12 protein-coding genes are annotated in these 14,724 nt (G+C 73.0%); 5 read left to right on the forward strand and 7 right to left on the reverse strand.

Annotated features, from left to right (window positions below; all coding sequences use genetic code 11):
• Positions 1 to 2: 2 nt before the first annotated feature.
• Positions 3 to 863 (reverse strand): carbohydrate ABC transporter permease, encoded by an 861-nt coding sequence (locus ACN6LM_RS11995; protein WP_445065321.1) that lies wholly within the window; start codon positions 861 to 863, stop codon positions 3 to 5.
• Positions 864 to 945: 82 nt separating this feature from the next.
• Positions 946 to 1,968 carry an ABC transporter permease gene (locus ACN6LM_RS12000; RefSeq protein ID WP_445065312.1) on the reverse strand — a complete coding sequence of 341 codons (1,023 nt, stop codon included), beginning with the start codon at positions 1,966 to 1,968 and terminating at the stop codon, positions 946 to 948.
• 340 nt (positions 1,969 to 2,308) lie between these two features.
• On the opposite strand from ACN6LM_RS12000, the gene ACN6LM_RS12005 reads away from it, so the two are divergent.
• The 5 genes from ACN6LM_RS12005 to ACN6LM_RS12025 all read left to right on the forward strand — a co-directional run bounded on the left by ACN6LM_RS12005 (position 2,309) and on the right by ACN6LM_RS12025 (position 10,412).
• Positions 2,309 to 3,298: a hydroxyacid dehydrogenase gene (locus ACN6LM_RS12005; RefSeq protein WP_445065313.1), complete on the forward strand. Its 990-nt coding sequence runs from the start codon at positions 2,309 to 2,311 to the stop codon at positions 3,296 to 3,298.
• A gap of 95 nt (positions 3,299 to 3,393) precedes the next feature.
• On the forward strand, positions 3,394 to 4,488 hold the full coding sequence (locus tag ACN6LM_RS12010; protein ID WP_445065322.1) for a LacI family DNA-binding transcriptional regulator: 1,095 nt from the start codon (positions 3,394 to 3,396) through the stop codon (positions 4,486 to 4,488).
• Between the two features lie 157 nt (positions 4,489 to 4,645).
• Entirely contained in the window at positions 4,646 to 6,040 is a 1,395-nt protein-coding gene (locus ACN6LM_RS12015; protein WP_445065314.1) for a M60 family metallopeptidase, read from the forward strand.
• Positions 6,041 to 6,069: 29 nt separating this feature from the next.
• A complete protein-coding gene (locus ACN6LM_RS12020; RefSeq protein WP_445065315.1) occupies positions 6,070 to 8,460 on the forward strand; it encodes a polysaccharide lyase 8 family protein in 2,391 nt (796 codons plus the stop codon).
• A 29-nt stretch (positions 8,461 to 8,489) separates the two neighbouring features.
• Positions 8,490 to 10,412: a DUF2264 domain-containing protein gene (locus ACN6LM_RS12025; RefSeq protein WP_445065316.1), complete on the forward strand. Its 1,923-nt coding sequence runs from the start codon at positions 8,490 to 8,492 to the stop codon at positions 10,410 to 10,412.
• A gap of 5 nt (positions 10,413 to 10,417) precedes the next feature.
• Here the strand turns inward: ACN6LM_RS12025 and ACN6LM_RS12030 are convergent, their stop codons facing one another.
• Genes ACN6LM_RS12030 through ACN6LM_RS12050 form a run of 5 tightly spaced genes read right to left on the reverse strand, consistent with a single transcriptional unit; the run spans position 10,418 to position 14,410 of the window.
• On the reverse strand, positions 10,418 to 11,005 hold the full coding sequence (locus tag ACN6LM_RS12030; protein WP_445065317.1) for a GAF domain-containing protein: 588 nt from the start codon (positions 11,003 to 11,005) through the stop codon (positions 10,418 to 10,420).
• On the reverse strand, positions 11,002 to 11,736 hold the full coding sequence (locus ACN6LM_RS12035) for a GTP-binding protein (protein WP_445065318.1): 735 nt from the start codon (positions 11,734 to 11,736) through the stop codon (positions 11,002 to 11,004). The genes ACN6LM_RS12030 and ACN6LM_RS12035 overlap by 4 nt, the downstream gene beginning before the upstream one ends.
• Positions 11,714 to 12,085 carry a DUF742 domain-containing protein gene (locus ACN6LM_RS12040; RefSeq protein ID WP_026171133.1) on the reverse strand — a complete coding sequence of 124 codons (372 nt, stop codon included), beginning with the start codon at positions 12,083 to 12,085 and terminating at the stop codon, positions 11,714 to 11,716. The genes ACN6LM_RS12035 and ACN6LM_RS12040 overlap by 23 nt, the downstream gene beginning before the upstream one ends.
• Before the next feature lie 2 nt (positions 12,086 to 12,087).
• A complete protein-coding gene (locus tag ACN6LM_RS12045) occupies positions 12,088 to 12,522 on the reverse strand; it encodes a roadblock/LC7 domain-containing protein (protein ID WP_073861742.1) in 435 nt (144 codons plus the stop codon).
• 7 nt (positions 12,523 to 12,529) lie between these two features.
• Positions 12,530 to 14,410 carry an ATP-binding protein gene (locus ACN6LM_RS12050; protein WP_445065319.1) on the reverse strand — a complete coding sequence of 627 codons (1,881 nt, stop codon included), beginning with the start codon at positions 14,408 to 14,410 and terminating at the stop codon, positions 12,530 to 12,532.
• Between the last annotated feature and the right edge of the window lie 314 nt (positions 14,411 to 14,724).

Below are 14,724 nucleotides of genomic sequence, written 5' to 3' on the forward strand. Positions count from 1 at the left end.
GCTCAGCCCTTGACGGCTCCGGTGAGCACGCCCTTGGTGAAGTAGCGCTGGAGGAACGGGTAGACGCAGAGGATCGGGACGACCGCGATCACCAGGACCGCCATCTGCACGGCCTGCTGCGGGGCGAGCACCTCACCGGCCGACGCGGCGTCGAGGCTCTGGCCCTGGAGGACGTAGGTCCGCAGCACCATGGGCAGCGGCCACTTGTCGGAGTCGTTGAGGTACAGGAGCGAGTTGAAGAAGGCGTTCCAGTACGTCACCGCGTAGAAGAGGCTGATGACGGCGAGGACGGCCTTGGACAGCGGCAGGACGATGCGGACCAGGATGCGGAAGTCCCCGGCGCCGTCCACCTTCGCCGCGTCGTACAGCTCCTCCGGCAGGTTCATGAAGAAGGACCGCAGGACGACCAGGTTGAAGGCGCTGACCAGGGTGGGCATGACGAGCGCCGCGTAGGTGTCGTAGAGCCCGAGCCCCTTGACCAGCAGGAAGTTCGGGATGATGCCGGCGTTGAACAGCATCGTGAACAGAGCCGTCATGAGGATGAAGCGGGAGCCCGTGACCTCGCGGCGGGAGAGCCCGTACGCCATGCCGACGGTGACGAGCAGGCTGGCGAGGGTGCCGAACACGGTGATGCCCACGGACACGATCAGGGCCCGGCTGACGACGCCGCCGGTGAAGATGGTGCGGTAGGCGTCGAGGGTGGGGTGGTCCGGCCACAGGACGAGACCGGAGCTCCTGATGATGTCGGTCTGCGAGGCGAAGCTCGTCCCGATGACGCCGACGAGCGGGTACGCCACGGCGAGGACGACCACGACGACGGCGACGGCCTTCGCTGTCTGTCCCATGCGGGTCGGGCGCTCCATCCACGGCGGACGGCCGTCGGACGTGCGTACGGGGGCGTGCGGGGACTTGGGCGCGGTGGTCCGGGCCGTGGTGCGCGTCTTCTCAGCGGTCAGCACCGCGGTACACCCCTTCGTGGCCGAGTCGGTGGGCGAACTTGTTGGCGCCCAGTACGAGTGCGGTGCCGATGACCGCCTTGACGAGTCCGACGGCGGCGGCGACGCCCCAGTCGTTGTCCCTGATGCCGTGGTAGTAGACGTAGGTGTCGAGCACCTCGCCGGCGTCCGGGCCGACCGCGTCGCGCTGGAGCAGGATCTGCTCGAAGCCGACGGAGAGGATCTGCCCGAGGTTGAGGATGAGCAGCAGGATGAGCACGGGGGCGATGCCCGGCAGCGTTACGTGCCACAGCCTGCGCCGGGGCCCCGCTCCGTCGATCGCGGCGGCCTCGTACTGCTGCCGGTCGATGTTGAGGAGGGCGGCGAGGATGATGATCGTGCCCCATCCGGCGTCCTTCCAGGCCACCTGAAGGGTGAGCAGCCAGGGGAAGGCGTCGGGGTCGCTCATCATGTCGTAGCGGGGCAGGCCGAGACCGCCGAGGACGTCGGGCAGCACGCCCGCGCCACCCAGGATCTGCTGGAAGATCGAGACGATGATGACCCAGCCGATGAAGTGCGGCAGATAGACCACGCTCTGCACGAAGCGCCGGATGCGGTCGCTGGCGATGCTGTTGAGCAGCAGGGCCAGGGCGATGGGCACCGGGAAGAAGAACACCAGTTGGACGAGGGCGATCTCCAGGGTGTTGAACGTCGCGCTCCAGAAGGCCGGCTCGCTGAACGCCGCGGAGAAGTTGGCGAAGCCGACCCAGACGCTGTGCATGTATCCGAGGTACGGCTGGTAGTCCTGGAACGCCACCACGTAGCCGAGCAGCGGTACGTAGTGGAAGACGATGAAGTAGAGCAGGCCGGGCAGGGTGAGCAGCAGCATCACCCGGTCGCGTTTGAGGCGCTGTCCGAGTGTGAGCCGGTGCGGGGCGGCGAGGGCCGGGCCTGGCCGCGGGGCGGGCTCCTCGGCCTGCTTTCGCCGCGTTCGCCGCTTCTCGCGCGGCAGCGGGGGTGCTGTGTCAGCCATGGTGGGTCCTGTTCGGCTGGGTGGCGCGTGGTGTGCCTTCTGCGGCGGCAAGTTAGTAAGCGGTTAACCCAAGCGTCAAGGGATCCGCGCGAACGTCTTCGCCGACCGTCGGCCTTCGGGGCGATTTCCGGGGCAGCAAATGCCAACAGATCGCCCTCAACCGCCCATTGAGGCAGGTCGCGCGCTTGACGGTCGGCCGTCGACCTCCCTAGCGTGCCGGTCACTCGATAGAACACGATTACTATCCGGAGGCAGGGTGCGAACCACCGAAGAGGCACCGGCCCGTTCCGGTACCGAAGCAGCGGAGCCGCCCGGGCGGCGTCCGCGCACGGTTCTGGTGATGAGCACGGGACTGCTGGACGACGTCTTCCCACCCGCCGTCCGGTCGCGTCTCGAGGAGACCGCCGAACTGCTCGATCCGGCGGTGATCAGCGAGTTCGACTCGCCGGCCGCCGCCCGGGCGCTGTCCGAGGCGGAGGTACTGCTGACCGGCTGGGGCTGTCCGCCCGTGGACCCGGCGCTACTGGACCGGGCGCCCGCGCTGCGGGCCGTCGTCCACGCGGCCGGCACGGTGAAGACGTTCCTGTCACCGGCCGCCTTCGACCGCGGCATCGTCGTCTCGTCGGCCGCCGCGGCCAACGCCGTGCCGGTGGCCGAGTACACCCTCGCGGCCATCATCATGGGCGCCAAGCGCGTCTTCCCGCTCGCGGGCCTCTACCGGACCCGCCGCACCCACCGCACCGCCGCCGACCTGGACCGCCACCACTGGCTCGGCACCCACGGGCTGACCGTCGGCGTGGTCGGCGCCTCCCGCATCGGGCGCCGCGTGATCGAGCTGCTGCGGACGGTGCTGGACGCGGAGGTCCTGCTCCACGACCCGTACGCCGGCGCTGCCGAGGCCGCCCTCCTCGGCGTCACCCCGGTCGACCTGGACACCCTCGTGGCGACGAGCGACGTGGTGACCCTGCACGCCCCGGACACACCCGAGACCCGGAACATGATCGACGCCCGCCGGATCGGCCTGATGCGGCCCGGGACGCTGCTCGTCAACACCGCGCGCGGCCCGCTCGTGGACACCGAGGCGCTGACGGGGCACCTGGTCAGCGGCCGGCTCGACGCGGTCCTCGACGTGACCTCCCCCGAACCGCTGCCGGCCGGCCACCCCCTGTGGGACCTGCCCAACGTGTTCCTGACCCCGCACCTGGCGGGCGCCCAGGGCAACGAGGTGGGCCGGCTCGGCGCCCTCGCCGTGGACGAGCTGGCGCGGTACGCGCGGGGCGAGCCGTTCGGGCACCCCGTGCACCGGGCCGACCTGGGGCGGATCGCGTGACCGCCCTTCCGCCACGGGCTCCGGTATCGCGGCGGGACACGCCCGCCACGGCACTAGGCTCGTCGTCACACAACAGCCTTCAGGGGGTGAGCCGGATGCGCCGGCAGAGCACGGCCGGGGACGGACAGCGGCGGGCGACGGTCACCGACGTCGCCCGGCGCGCGGGCGTCTCGACGGCCACCGTCTCACGGGTCCTGAACCGCAACTACCCCGTCGCCGACGCGACCCGGGAGCGCGTCGAGTCCGCCATGCGCGAGCTCGGCTACGTGGTCAACGCGCACGCCCGCGCCCTGGCCGGCGTCTCCAACCGCACCGTGGGCATCATCGTCAACGAGGTCATCGACCCCTTCTACGCGTACATCGCGCGCGGTGTGGAGCGGGAGGCGGCGCTCGGCGGACGGCTCTGCCTGGTCTGCTGCACCCAGGGCGATCCGCAGCGCGAACTGGCCTTCATCGACCTGATGCACGAGCGCCGGGCGGACGCGGTCGTGGTCGTCGGCGGCTCCATCGCGGACCGCGGCTACACCTCGGAGCTGGCCCGGCGGGCGCGCGAGCTGGACGCGGGCGGCTCGAAGCTGGTCCTGTGCGGCCGGCCCCCGCTCGGCGAGTCCGCGCCGACCGCCGCCGTGGAGTACGACAACGAGGGCGGCGCCTTCGCGATCACCGACCACCTGCTGATGCAGGGCCACGAGCGCATCCTCTACCTCGGCGGTCCGCCCAGACTCTCCACCACCCGCGACCGGCTCGCCGGGCACCGCCGCGCCTTGGAGCTGCGGGGAGTGGCCATCGATCCCGAGCTGGCCCAGCCGGGCGCCTTCAGTCGTGGCTTCGGGTACCGGAGGATGGCCGAACTCCTCCGGGAGGGTCCGGATTTCACTGCCGTTTTCGCGGCCAACGACATGGTCGCGGCCGGTGCGGCGCAGGCCCTGGAGGAGGCGGGCGTGCGGGTGCCGAAGGACGTCTCGCTGGTGGGGTACGACGACATCCCGGTCGCCCAGGAGCTGCGCCCCCGGCTGACCACCGTCCATGTGCCGCTGGAGGAGATGGGCCGCCAGGCGGTCCGGCTCGCCGTGTCCGGCGGGGACGAGGACGACTGGCGGGAGCCGACCACCGGTGCGCTGCGGCTCGGCACGCACATCGTGGTACGCGATTCCGTGGCACCCAGGTCCAGCAGACCGCTCCGCAAGTGACCGGTTACTTCCCGCCTGTCCGTAGTCGGCCATAGAAAATCACAGTAACTTCCCGACTCCTCTTGCGGCTCGACAGCAACCGCTTACATGCTGACGGAGCACCCCCACCGTTCCGCACGCCTTCGCCCCTCGTTCATGACTGCAGGGAGAGTTCCGCATGCGTAAGCACACCCCCTCGCACACCCGCTCCGTCGCCCCGGCCGCCTCCCCCGCCCCCGAGTCCGCCTCCTCCGTGGGCCGCCGCGCCGTCCTCGGCGCAGCGGCGGGCGCGGGGGCCGCGGCCGCCCTCGGCCTCACCGCCACCGCCGCCCACGCCCGGCCCGCGACCGGCCGCCCCGTCTCCGTGACCGTCACCGGACGCCCCGCTGCCGAGGCCGAACGGCTGCGGCTCGCGCAGGCGTTGCGCGGTTCGGAGTTCCAGCCGACCGGCCTGTACGCGCCCGCAGGCGCCCCGCTCCAACTGACCGTCCAGCCGTTCGACGGCCTCGTGCCCACGCTCTGGATCGGTGCCTGGGACTACTACGGCGAGGTCACCGAACCCCGCCGCTACCCGCTGACCGCCGGCGCCGGCACGGTGACCGACCCGCACGGCGGCCCGGTCTACCTGACGCTCACCGGCGACGGCGAGCGGGCGGGCGTGGTCTTCCGGTCCGGCGCGGTCCGCATGCCCGTCTTCACGCTGGGCCGGACCGGCGAGGCGGACTACCAGCACCAGCTCGACACGCTGACCGAGTCGCCCTGGGTGGAGCTGCACGCCCCGCACACGATCATGACGCTGACCCGCGAGGGCGCCCTGCTGTACCGCGACGAGGACCACGCGGCGCTGCTCCGGCTGGTCGAGACCATCGTCGACTCGCACGCCCGGATCAGCGGGCTCGACGGCTCGAAGGCGGTGCACCGGCGCAAGGCGGGGCCGTACCACTTCACCGAGGTCAGCAAGGTGCCCACCGGCGTCGGCGCCTACGCCACGCACGGCTACAACGGCTTCCCGCGCGCCTACCTGGACCGGGCCACCACCGTCGAGGGCCTGCGCACCCGGGGCTGGGGGCTGTACCACGAGCTCGGTCACCTCCATCAGCAGATGGCGTACAAGCCGGGCGGCCTCACCGAAGTCACCGTGAACATCTACTCGCTCGCCGCACAGCGCACCCTGAAGCAGCCGTCGAACCTCCTGACGGTCGATCCGGTGAGCGGTCGGACCGTGTTCCAGAGCTCGCGGGACAAGTTCGGCACGCCGGGTCTCACCTACGAGAAGTCGTTCGGGGCGTACGAGAAGCTGGTGCCGCTGCGCCAGCTGGAACTGGCCTTCGGGGAGGACTTCTGGCCGCGCCTGCACAAGCTGGTGCGCGAGGAGAACCCGCAGTCCGACTACACCGAGAACGCCAAGCGCTACCGGGCCCTGGCCACCTGCTCCAGCCGGATCGCGGGCTACGACCTCACTGATTTCTTCGTGAACACCTGGGCGTTCCCCATCGACGCGACGGGCCGCGCCGAGCTCGCCGCGCTGCGTCTCCCCCAGCCGCCCGTCGATCCGAGCACGCTCTCCGACTGAGACCACGACGACGAGGAAAGGGAGTCATCATGCGACTGAGCAGAAGGACCCTTCTCGCCGCGAGCGGTGCCACGGCGTCGGTGGTCCTGACGACGGGTCCGGTCCGGGCCGCAACACGCGAGGAGGAGCCGGTCAACGATTTCGGCGTTCTCCTGGAGCGGGCCGGGGCCCTGCTCACCGGCGGCGCGTTCGACCCCTCGGACCCCGACTTCGCCGCCGGCGTCGCCGCCCTGGACGGCACGGCGGGCGCACTGTGGGACACCCTGGACCGGACGGCCGGGCGGACCGCGCTGTGGCCCGATCTCGCGCCGCTCACCGATCCGGGCAACTTCGGCCAGAGCTACACACGGCTGCGGACGCTCGCCGTCGCGTGGGCCACGCCCGGCACCGCGCTCTCCGGAAGCGCGGAGACGGCCGACGCGCTGCTCGGGGCGCTGCGGTTCGCGTACGACACGGCCTACCACCCCTCCGCGCGCGAGACCGGCAACTGGTGGTTCTGGGAGATCGGGGCGCCGCGCGCGCTGATGGACTGCTGCGTCCTGCTGCGCGAGCGGCTGCCGGCCGCCGATCTCGCGGACTACCTGGCGGTCGTCGACCGGTTCTGCCCCGACGCGGACCGCCGCACCAACTCCCCCACGCTGCCGGAGACCGGCGCCAACCGCACCGACAAGGCGGTGATCGTGGCCCTGCGCGGGCTGCTCGGCAAGGACGCGGACAAGGTGGCGTCGGCCCGCGACGCGCTCTCCGACGTACGCGACTCGGGCCGCAACAGCCTCTTCCGCTACACGACTTCGGGTGACGGGTTCTACGAGGACGGCTCATTCGTCCAGCACTCGGTGGTGGCGTACACCGGGTCCTACGGCACCGTCCTGCTCGGCGGCGCCGCCTGGCTGCTCTCGCTCCTCGCCGGCTCCCCGTGGGCGGTGGCCGACCCGGAGGTGTCGGTGATGTACGAGGCCGTGGAGCGGAGCTTCGTCCCGGTGGTCTTCGACGGGCTGATGATGGACGCGGTGCGCGGCCGGGCCGTCTCCCGGGAACGGGCGGGCGACCACCGGGACGGGGCGGCGGCCGTCGCGGCGATCCTGCTCCTGGCGACCGGCGCTCCCGCCGACCTGGCGGACCGCTGGCGCTCGCTGGTCAAGGGGTGGCTCACCCGTAACCGCACCACCCCGTTCACCGCCCTGGCCACCCTGCCCCAACTCGCCCTGGCCAAGGCGGTGCTGGCCGACCGCGAGCTCCACCCCGCACCGCGCACCACGGGCAGCTTCGTCTTCGCCGACATGGACCGCGTCGTCCACCGCCGCCCCGGCTGGGCCTGCACCCTCGCGCTGTCCTCGAAGCGCATCTCCGCGTACGAGGCGGGCAACGGCGAGAACCTCCACGGCTGGTACACCGGCGACGGCATGACGTACCTCTACGACGGCGACGACCTCGGGCAGTACAACGACGGCTTCTGGCCGACCGTCGACCCGTACCGCCTGCCGGGCACCACGGTCGACACCCGCCCGCGCGCCGACCTCGGCACCGGCGCCGGCACCTCCACCTACCGGCCGCCGAACGCGGTCGCGGGCGGCGCCGCGCTGGACGGCCGGTACGGCGCCGCCGCGATGGAGCTGATCGGCGCCCCGGGCAGCAGTTTGCGGGCCAGGAAGGCGTGGTTCCTGCTCGACAACACCGTCGTGGCACTCGGCGCGGGCATCACCTCGGACGGCGGTCACCCGGTCGAGACCGTCATCGAGAACCGCAACCTGGGCGTGGACGGCCTCAACCGGCTGCTCGTGGACGGCGTCCCGCGCTCGGGGGACAGCGCCTCCGAACGGGCCCGTTGGGCGCACATCGAGGGGGTCGGCGGCTATGTGCTGCCGGCCGGGGCCGCCCTGCGCACCCTGCGCGAGGAGCGCACCGGCACCTGGCGGGCCATCGACACGGGCGCGGACACCGGCGGCAGCACCGACCCCGTCACCCGCCGCTACCTCACCCTCTGGCTCGACCACGGCTCCTCGCCCGACGGCGCCGGGTACGCCTATGTGCTGCTGCCCGGCGCCTCGGCGGCGGCGACCGCCGTCTGGTCGGCGTCCCGGCCGGTGCGCGTCCTCGCCAACGACGCCACCACGCAGGCGGTGGAGGACCGCAGGACCGGCCTGACCGCCGTGCATTTCTGGGCCGCCGGTACGGCCGCGGGCATCACCGCGTCCGGTCCCGCGACGGTCCTGGTGCGGCGGCGCGGCGGACGGGTGTGCGTCGCGGTCGCAGACCCGGGCCGGACGGAGACCTCCGTCACGGTCGGTCTGCCGTTCACCGTCCACAGGGCGGTCGAGGCCGATGACACCGTCGAACTCGCCCCGGGCCGCAGGCCGTCGCTCACCGTCGCCGTGGGCGGCTCCCGGGGCCACACCCATCGCGCCGAGCTCGTCCAGTAACCCCCGCACACACCAGGAGCACCACCGCCATGTCCGTCGCCCCGCATCTGCACCTGCCGCCCACCGACCGGATCCTGTCCTCCCGCACCGGCTGGACCCGGGCCCACTGGGAGGCGACCGCCGACCGGATGCTGGACGCGCTGACGCCGTACGCGACACCGGGCTTCGCCCAGTACCGGCTGCCCGGCCGGAACAGCTGGTCCGGTGTCGTGTCGGACGGGCTGGAGGGTTTCGCCCGGTCGTTCCTGCTGGCCGCTTTCCGGATCGCGGGCGCGGGCGGGGCGGTCGACCCCACCCTGATCGAGCGGTACGCGGCGGGGCTCGCCGCGGGCACCGACCCGGGGAGCGGGGAGGCGTGGCCGCGCCTCACGGACTGCTCGCAGCAGCTCGTGGAGGCGGCGTCCGTCGCGATCGCGCTGCACGAGACCCGGCCGTGGATCTGGGACCGGCTCGACGCCCGGGTGCAGGAGCGGGTCGCCGACTGGTTCTCCGGCTTCGTCGGCGGACGCACCTGGGACAACAACTGGCGGCTCTTCCAGGTGGTCTCCGAGCAGTTCCTGGCGTCGGTCGGAGCCCCGTACAGCAGGTCCGACATCGAGGGCGGGCTCGACAGGATCGAGGACTGGTACGTCGGTGACGGCTGGTACACCGACGGCAGCGGGCGCAACTTCGACTACTACATCGGCTGGGCCATGCATCTGTACCCGCTGCTGTGGGCCCGCATCGCGGGCCCGGACGGCGACGGGGGCCGGGCCGCCGTCTACCGGGAACGCCTCGGCCGCTTCCTGGAGGACTATCCCCACTTCTTCGGCGCGGACGGCGCCCCGGTCCACCAGGGCCGGTCGCTCTGCTACCGCTTCGCGGCGCTGGCCCCGGTGTGGATGGGCGCCCTCGCGGACTGCACTCCGCTCGCGCCCGGGCTCACCCGCCGCCTCGCCTCCGGGGCGCTGCGCCACTTCGCGGAGCGCGGGGTGCCCGACGAACGGGGGCTGCTGACGCTCGGCTGGTACGACACGTTCCTGCCCACCACGCAGCCGTACTCCGGTCCGGCGTCACCGTACTGGGCGAGCAAGGGCTTCCTCGGGCTGCTGCTCCCGGCCGGCCACGAGGTGTGGACGGCGCGCGAACTGCCGCTGCCCGTCGAGGAGTCCGACACGTACACCGCGCTTCCGGCGCCGGGCTGGCTGCTGCACGGCACCCGGCACGACGGGATCGTCCGGCTCGTCAACCACGGCAGTGATCACAACCCCCTCCCGGAGGCGGGCGCCACCGACCCGGACGCGGGGGCGGGCGACGACGATCCGCACTACGCGAAGCTGGCGTACTCGACGGCGGCCGCCCCCGAGTCCGCGCCGCACGCCTTCGCCCGGAACATCGACAACCACCTGGCGCTGCTCGCCCCGGACGGCACCCCGTCCCGGCGGCGCCGCATCCACCCGGTCCGCTGCGAGGACCGCCTCGCCTCGTCCTGGTCGGCGGCCCGGCTGCCGGGCGACGAGCGCGCGTACCGGATCTCCACGACGAGCGTGCTGCACGGGCCGTGGGAGATCCGGGTGCACCGGGTCGAGGCGCCCGAGGGCGCCGTGGTCCGGGAGGGCGGCCACGCCGTCGCGCACCGGACGAGCCCGTTCGCCACCTCGGGCCCCGGCTGGGCGCTCGCCCGGACCGCCGAAGGTCTGTCCAGCGCGGTGGTCGGGCTGTACGGCTGGGACTGCGGGCCCGAGGACGCCGGGGTGGCGCGGGACGTCGAGGCCAACGCGTACGGACCGCACTCGGCGGTCCCGTATCTGCGCGGCGCTCCCCACCCGGGCGGTGTGACCGTCCATGTCACGCTCGTGGTGCTGTCCCGGGACAGCGTCCACCCGGAGGCGCTGCGCACGGCCGTACGGGTGCGGGCGGCCGGGGACGCGGTGACGCTGGAATTCCTGGACGGCCGCACGGTCGAGGTCTGATCCGATCAGAAGCGGGGGGCGTGGTCCTCCCTGCGGTCGAGATGGCTGACGAGCTCCCGCGCCAGGGACTTGATGGTGTCGAGCCCCGCCCTTCCCCAGGGGCGGGGCACGGTGTCCACGGCGCAGACGGCGCCCAGGGCGATCCCGGTGCGGTCGATGAGCGGTGCCCCCAGGTAGGAGCGGATGCCTATGTCGTCCACGACCGGGTTGCCCGCGAAGCGCGGGTAGTCGCAGACGTCCTCCAGGACGAGCGCCTTGCGCCGGACGACCACGTGCGGGCAGTAGCCGTGGTCGAGGGCCACGTACCGGCCGCTGCGGCCGCTGCCCGCCGCGGTGGCCCCCAGGTCCGAGCCCTTGCGGGTCCCGGCGGGGGTGTGCAGTCCGGCGTAGAACTGCCGGTTCCCGTCGATGAAGTTGACCATGGAGAACGGCACGCCCGTCACTTCGGCCACCCGGTCGGCGAAGGCGTCGAAGTTGTCGAACGAGGCGTCCTCCCGCTCACCCAGACCGAGGCTGCGCAGCCGGCGGGTGCGGGCCGGCGCCTCGCCGTCGACGGGGGTCAGCAGCAGCCGCCCGGCAGCGCGCGGGATCACGACCGGGCCCCGAATCCGGCGTGCCCGGGGAGCGGCACGGCGTCGTCGGTGGCGTTGATGAGGTGCTGGACCAGCGTCACGAGGGTGCCCGTGCCGGAGCTGGCCATGCGGGCGTCGCACAGCACCACCGGCACCTCGGGCGACAGGTCGAGCGCGGCCCGCACCTCCTCGGGGCCGTAGCGGTAGGCGCCGTCGAACTCGTTGACGGCGACGACGAACCCGATGCCGCGTCGCTCGAAGAAGTCGACGGCCGCGAAGCACTCCTCCAGCCTGCGGGTGTCCGCGATCACGACCGCTCCCAGCGCGCCCTGCGAGAGTTCGTCCCACATGAACCAGAAGCGTTCCTGACCCGGTGTGCCGAACAGGTACAGCACATGCTGGTCGTCCAGGGTGATGCGGCCGAAGTCCATCGCCACGGTGGTGGAGGTCTTCGATTCGACGCCCTCCAGGCTGTCGGTCGCGGCGCTCGCCTGGGTCAGCAGCTCTTCCGTGCTCAGTGGCGCGATCTCGCTGACGGCGCCGACGAATGTCGTCTTGCCGACCCCGAATCCGCCGGCGACCAGTACCTTCAACGCGACGGGGAAGCCCTCGGGAGCGGCCGGCGGCGCGGGGTACTCGGCGGTGGCGGTGTCCTGCCCGTACCCGCCGCCGGAGCCGTCGTCCGCGTAGCCGTAGCCATAGCCGGAGCCGTCCGGGTGGCCGTAGCCGTCAGAGCTGTCGTCGTAAGCCATCGAGCACTGCCTCCAGCAGATGTCGGTCGGTGGGCATGTCTTGGAAGGCGGGCGCGTGGGCGGTGACGGCGCCGCAGTCGACCAGGTCGGAGAGGAGGACCTTGGTCACGACGGCGGGCAGCCTGAGGTGCGCGGCGATCTCGGCCACCGACGTGGGGCCCTCGCAGAGGCCCAGGGCCACCGAGTGCTCGGGGCCGAGGTGGGTCTGCGGAACGCTCCCGGTGGCCATCACGAGGGACAGCAGGTCGAGCACGGCCGTGGGACGGGTACGGCCGTTGCTCACCGTGTAGGGACGGATGAGGCGGCCCGCCGCGTCGTCGAGCAGCGGCCCGTCCTGGGTGACCGCCATGGTCACAGCCCCGCGGTGCCCGGTGCCCCGGCCGTCTGTCTCACCGGGGTCATCAGGTAGGGCCGCACACTCTTCACCAGCATGGTCATCTCGTAGCCGAGGACGGCGGCGTCGGCGTTGCGGCCGGCGAGGACGGCCAGACAGGTCCCGGAGCCGGCGGTGGCGACGAAGAGGAGCGTCGAGTCGAGCTCCACGACCACCTGCCGGACCTCACCGTTGTCCCCGAACCTCGCCCCGGCGCTGCGGCCGAGCGAGTAGAGGCCGGCCGCCAGCGCCGCCATGTGGTCGGCGCTGTCGGCGTCCATGCCGTGGAGGGACTTCACCAGCCCGTCGGCGGAGAGCAGGACCGCGCTGCGGGTGTACGGCACGCGCTGGACCAGGCCGCTCAGCAGCCAGTCGAGGTCCGAGACCTGACCGGACGGCATATCGGTCGCCATGGGGCATCTACTCCTTGATGGGGTTTGCTGCGAGTGGGTCGTGGTCGCCGGGGTGGGGGCCGGCTCCGCGCAGCTGCGCGGGGGCGGCGGCGCCCCGGACGGGGAGCGGCCGGGCCGGTGCGCCGAGCTGGGCGGCCGTCGTCATGTGCGTGGCACCGGCCGGCCGGTCGGGCGCGGGCTCCTGCTCGGCCTCGGCCCGGGCCTCGGCGAGATCGATACCGCGCCGGAAGGCGGCGACGAGCCCGGGGTCGTGCAGGACGGGTTCCTCTCCGGACCTGGGCGCGGGAGCCTCCCTGAGCTGCGGGACCAGGTGCTCCTGGTTGGCGCGCCTGGGCAGCAGGGGCCGGTCGGCCGCGGTCTTCGCCACGGTCCGGTCGTCGGACGCGGGCGCGGAAGCGGGCGGTGCGTCGTCCGCCGGACGGTCGACGCGCTCGGCGCGCAGCGGCAGGGGCGGGGCCTCGCCCTGGCGGCCGGGGCCGGGCTGGGACGGGGTCCGGTGCGGGCCGGGCTGCTGGCTGGGGACGTAGAGCCGGCGCTCCGGCTCGGGGGCGGGCGCCGGCTCGCGGGGGGCCGGGCGGTCCTCCAGGGGCGGCGGACGGTGCACGGGCCCGGTGGGTGGGACGGGTGCTTCCTCGGCCGCTCCGACGGCGTCCTCGTCGGCGCCGAGCAGGGTCTGCGGGAGGACCAGGACGGCCTGGGTGCCTCCGTAGATGTTGCTCTGCAGCCGTACGGCGATGCCGTGCCGCCGGGCCAGCGAGGCGACCACGAACAGGCCGATGCGGCCGTCCTGGAGGAGGCGGGCGACATTGACCTGGTCGGGGTCGGTGAGCAGGGCGTTCATCCGCTTCTGCTCGTCGCCCGGCATGCCGAGTCCGCGGTCCTCGACCTCCAGGGCGAGTCCGGCGGTGACGCGCTGGGCGCGCAGCAGGACCTGGGTGTGCGGAGCGGAGAACACCGTGGCGTTCTCCACGAGTTCGGCGAGGAGGTGGATGACGTCGGCCACGGCGTGCCCGCGCAGGGTGCCGTCGATCGGGGGGACCAGCTTGACCCGGGGGTACTGCTCGACCTCGGCGATCGCCGAGCGCAGCACCTCGGTCATGCTGACCGGGTTGCTCCACTGGCGGCGGGAGACGGCGCCGCCGAGCACGGCGAGGTTCTCGGCGTGGCGGCGGATGCGGGTGGCGAGGTGGTCGACGTGGAAGAGGCCCTTGAGCAGGTCCGGGTCCTCGACCTCGTGCTCCAGCTCGTCCAGCAGCTGGATCTCGCGGTGGACGAGCGACTGGAGGCGGCGGGCGAGGTTGACGAAGACCTCGACCTTCTGGTCCTCGCCACTGGGCTCGGAGAGCCGGGAGGCTTCGACGACCGCGACCACGGCGGCCTCCTGCTGGCGGCCCAGCTCCTGGGCCAGCAGCTCGAAGGGGTCGCCGCCGGGCGGCGGGCTCTGCGGGGCGCGCCGGACGGGCACGGGCTCGCCGTTGCGCAGCTGTTCCACGACGCGTTGCAGTTCGGCCTGGCCCTGGGCGCTGGTCCGGCGCAGCGCGAGGCAGCGGCCGAAGACCGTGGTGGCGGCCCGATTGGCGGCCAGGAAGGCGGCAAGGACCGCGGCGAGCGCGAGGGAGGCCGCCGAGCCGAGGGCGATCCAGAGTTCCGTGGACGGCCGTGCGTGGCCCGCGCGGGCGGTGAACACGACGGCCGCGGCGCCGGCGAGGGCGACCGCGAGGGCCGGCAGCACGGCGGTGCGCAGGAGTTGAGGGCGTATGCGCACCTCGGGGGTCGGGCGGGCGGCGCGCGGTCTGGCCGCGGCCGAGTGGGAACGGGCGCCCGGTCGGCCGTGCCGCCCGCCCTCTCGTCGGTCCGGTCGCGCGTCGGGTGCGCGAAGTTGAGACATCAGCGTCCTCGGTACGTGGGGCCCCAGGCATCTGCGTTCATGTGGAGGCACCTACGGTGGTCGGGCATTCTCGGGTCATCGGCCGGGCAGGCCCGGAGAATGTGAGCCCACCGTTGATCACCGGGCACACACGGTAGTCGCCAGAAGTGCGGGCGCGATGGGCAGTTGTGGAACTTGCCCGCCATCCGTCCCGCTCTGGTATGAGCGCTCGTACGGGCGACCGATTCCGGCGGGCCCGTTTCCGGCGCACGCACAGGCGGGCCCGTTTCCGGCGCACGCACAGGCGGGCCCCCTCGACCGATGCCGAGGGGGCC

This window comes from Streptomyces sp. SAS_281 (assembly GCF_052542855.1).